Origin of the sequence: Pseudooceanicola lipolyticus, assembly GCF_002786325.1 — a bacterium.
Lineage (GTDB): Bacteria > Pseudomonadota > Alphaproteobacteria > Rhodobacterales > Rhodobacteraceae > Pseudooceanicola_C > Pseudooceanicola_C lipolyticus.
This window is the reverse complement of record NZ_PGTB01000261.1, coordinates 1-3,401: the sequence shown is the minus strand read 5'-3', so window position 1 is coordinate 3,401 and position 3,401 is coordinate 1. Positions and strand designations below refer to the sequence as shown.

The 3,401-nt window shown below is 70.4% G+C and carries 5 protein-coding genes and 1 pseudogene; 5 read left to right on the top strand and 1 reads right to left on the bottom strand.

Features of this window, described 5'->3' with window-relative positions:
• From CVM52_RS24565 to cobJ, 4 genes and pseudogenes are all read left to right on the top strand, one after another.
• A pseudogene (locus CVM52_RS24565) lies at positions 1 to 276 on the top strand (cobalamin biosynthesis protein CobG); the annotation flags it as partial.
• The gene (locus CVM52_RS24560; protein ID WP_100164918.1) at positions 277 to 906 is read left to right on the top strand and encodes a precorrin-8X methylmutase; all 630 of its coding nucleotides are present in this window, start codon (positions 277 to 279) and stop codon (positions 904 to 906) included. It begins immediately after the preceding pseudogene.
• Positions 903 to 1,631, top strand: a complete 729-nt coding sequence (locus CVM52_RS24555) for a precorrin-2 C(20)-methyltransferase (protein ID WP_100164917.1) — start codon at positions 903 to 905, stop codon at positions 1,629 to 1,631. Before CVM52_RS24560 ends, CVM52_RS24555 begins: the two co-directional genes overlap by 4 nt.
• A complete protein-coding gene (cobJ, locus tag CVM52_RS24550) occupies positions 1,628 to 2,380 on the top strand; it encodes a precorrin-3B C(17)-methyltransferase (protein ID WP_100164916.1) in 753 nt (250 codons plus the stop codon). Before CVM52_RS24555 ends, cobJ begins: the two co-directional genes overlap by 4 nt.
• On the opposite strand, the gene CVM52_RS24545 is transcribed toward cobJ, so the two are convergent.
• Complete coding sequence (locus tag CVM52_RS24545) at positions 2,353 to 3,108, bottom strand: cobalt-precorrin-6A reductase (protein WP_100164915.1); 756 nt, start codon at positions 3,106 to 3,108, stop codon at positions 2,353 to 2,355. The genes cobJ and CVM52_RS24545 overlap by 28 nt on opposite strands.
• Between CVM52_RS24545 and CVM52_RS24540 the strand changes: the two genes are divergently transcribed.
• On the top strand, positions 3,107 to 3,401 hold a 295-nt coding region (locus CVM52_RS24540), incomplete at its 3' end, for an SAM-dependent methyltransferase (protein ID WP_370741725.1). The genes CVM52_RS24545 and CVM52_RS24540 overlap by 2 nt on opposite strands.

Here is a 3,401-nt window from a genome sequence, read left to right as displayed (position 1 = left end):
CCGCTGCTGCGCGCCAGCGCCTGCCCGGGCGCGCCGTTCTGCCCGGCGGCCACCGTGGAAACCCGCGACCTGGCCACCGCGCTGGCCTGTCGGATCGGCGGCGACATCCATGTATCGGGCTGTGCCAAGGGCTGTGCCAATCCGCGCCCGGCGGCGATCACCCTGGTCGGTCGCGACGGCGCATTCGACCTTGTGAAACAGGGGCGATCATGGGATGAGCCGGTCCGCCGCGGGCTGACACCCCGTGACCTGCTGACCGGATCGGAGCCGTTGTGAATGCCCTATGAATACCAGACCGATGGTGCGGCGATTTATGCCCAGTCCTTTGCCACGATCCGGGCCGAGGCGCAGCTGTCACGGTTCGACCGTGACGAGGAACAGGTCGCGGTGCGCATGATCCATGCCGCCGGGATGGTCGAGCTGGCGCCGCATATCCGCTTTTCCCCCGGCTTTGCCGCCGCCGGACGCCAGGCGCTGGAACGCGGTGCGCCGATCCTGTGCGACGCCCGCATGGTCAGCGAAGGCGTCACCCGCGCGCGCCTGCCGGCCGATAACGCGGTGCTGTGCACCCTGCATGCCGACGGCGTGCGCGCACTGGCCGCCGAGATGGGCAACACCCGGTCGGCCGCGGCGCTGGAACTGTGGCGGCCGCATCTGGCGGGGGCGGTGGTGGCCATCGGCAATGCGCCGACCGCGCTGTTTCACCTGCTGAACATGCTGGAAGATCCCGATTGCCCGCGCCCGGCGGCGATCATCGGCTGCCCGGTGGGCTTTGTCGGCGCGGTCGAGTCCAAGGAGGCGCTGTGGCAGGCGCAGCCGGTGCCCTGCTGCATCGTCGAGGGCCGGCTGGGCGGCAGCGCCATCACCGTCGCCGCGATCAACGCGCTGGCGAGCCGCGCGGAATGACCGGCGGCACCATCTATGGCGTCGGGCTGGGGCCGGGCGACCCCGAGCTGATGAGCGTGCGGGCCGACCGGCTGCTGCGCAATGCGCGCCATGTGGCGTTTTTCCGCAAGGCCGGGCGCGCCGGGCAGGCGCGGCGTATCGTCGACGCGAACATCGCGCCGGAAGCGATTGAATTTCCGATGGAATACCCGGTGACCACCGAGATTCCGCTGGGCGATCCCCGCTATAACCAGATCCTGTCCGGCTTTTACGAGGACTGCGCGGCACATTTGCGCGGCCTGGCCAATCAGGGCGAGGATGTGGTGGTGCTCTGCGAGGGCGACCCGTTTTTCTACGGCTCGTTCATGCATCTGCATTCCCGGCTGGCCGGGGTGGTGCAGGTCGAGGTGGTGCCGGCAATCACCGGCATGTCCGCCGCCTGGACCGCCACCGGTCAGCCGGTGACCTGGGGCGACGACGTGCTGACGGTGCTGCCCGGCACCCTGGCCGAGGAGGAACTGGTTGATCACATGCAGCGCACCGATGCGCTGGTGGTGATGAAGATCGGCCGCAACCTGGCCAAGGTCAAACGGGCGCTGGATCGCGCCGGGCTGAGCGAGCGCGCCTGGCTGGTGGAATATGCTGCCATGGCCGGCCAGACGGTGACCAGACTGGTCGAAAGCCGTTGCGAAACAGCGCCTTATTTCTCGATCCTCATCGTGCACGGACAGGGGCGGCGGCCGTGACCGGAGCCCTGATCATTGCCGGGCTTGGCCCCGGCGCCGACGCTCTGGTGACGCCGCAGGTGGCGCAGGCGCTGGCCCGCGCGACCGACGTGGTCGGCTATATCCCCTATGTCAAACGGGTGGCCCCGCGCGCCGGGCTGACGCTGCATGCCTCGGACAACCGGGTGGAACTGGAGCGCGCGCGCCATGCGTTGCAGATGGCGGCAGAGGGGCGCGAGGTGGTGGTTGTCTCGTCCGGCGATCCCGGCGTCTTTGCCATGGCGGCAGCGGTGTTCGAGGCGCTGGAGGATGGCCCCGCGCCCTGGCGCGACCTGGACATCCAGGTGCTACCCGGCATCACCGCGATGCTCGCCGCCGCCGCCCGCGCGGGCGCGCCGCTGGGCCATGATTTCTGCGCCATCAACCTGAGCGACAACCTCAAGCCGTGGGACCTGATCGAGAAACGCCTGCGCCTTGCCGCCGAGGCCGATTTCGCCATGGCCTTCTACAACCCCCGCTCGAAATCCCGGCCCGAGGGGTTTGCCCGCGCGCTCGACGTGCTGCGCGCGGCCTGCGGCGATGCGCGCCCGGTGATCTTCGCCCGCGCGGTGTCGACACCCGAGGAAGAATTGCGCTGCGTGCCGCTGCCCGAGGCCCGGCCCGAGATGGCCGATATGCGCACGGTGGTCCTGGTCGGCAGCAGCCTCACCCGCGTGATCGAGCGGCCGCAGGGGCCGCTGGTCTATACGCCCAGGTCGGTGCCGGCATGATCCAGCCAGTGCAGCACCGCCTCCACCGAATGCAGCTCGTGCCGCGCGGGCAGGTCGGGCCGGTCGATCATCACCACCGGCAGGTCCAGAACGCGCGCGGCGTCAATCTTGGCGCGGGCGCCGTCGCCGCCGGAATTTTTCGAGACCACGACGCCGATCCGATGCGCCCGCATCAGCGCGACATCGTCTTCGGCAGTGAACGGCCCGCGCGAAACCTCGACCGCGCGGTCGGGCAGGGGCAGGGCGTTTTCGGGCGGGTCGACCAGCCGCAGCAGGTAGAAATGCTGCGGCGCGCGGGCAAATTCGGCCAGATGCATCCGGCCGATGGCGAGAAACACGCGCCGCGCCCGTTCTCCCAGCGCGTCGACCGCGCGGTCGATGTCGGGCACGTGCTGCCAGCGGTCGCCGGGCTGCGCCTGCCAGGGTGGCCGGGTCAGCGCGACCAGCGGCACGCCGCAGGCCGCGCAGGCCGCCACCGCGTTGCGGCTCATCCCCGAAGCAAAGGGATGGGTGGCGTCGATTACGTGGGTCACGTTGTTCTCGCGGATCCAGGCCGCCAGCCCGTCCGGCCCGCCAAACCCGCCGACGCGCAGCGGCAGCGGTTGCGCCTTGGGCTGGGCCACGCGCCCGGCATAGGAAAAGGTGCCGGTGATTCCGGCCGCTGCCACCGCGCGGGCCAGCGCCGTCGCCTCGGTGGTGCCGCCGAGGATCAGAAGGTTGGGATCCATGCCTGACACTCCCTGGCTGACGATGATCGGGCTGGGCGAAGATGGCCCGGAAGGCCTGTCGCCTGCAAGCCGCGCGGCGCTGGACGCGGCGGAAATCGTCATGGGGGCCGCGCGGCACCTGTCGCTGTTGCCGGGGCTTGCCGGCGAGACCGTGACCTGGCCGGTGCCTTTCGCCGATGGCATAGACCGGCTGCTGGGCTATCGCGGGCGGCGCGTTGTGGTGCTGGCCTCGGGCGATCCGTTCTGGTGCGGCGCCGGCGCGGTGCTGGCCCGGCATCTGCAGGCAGGGGAAT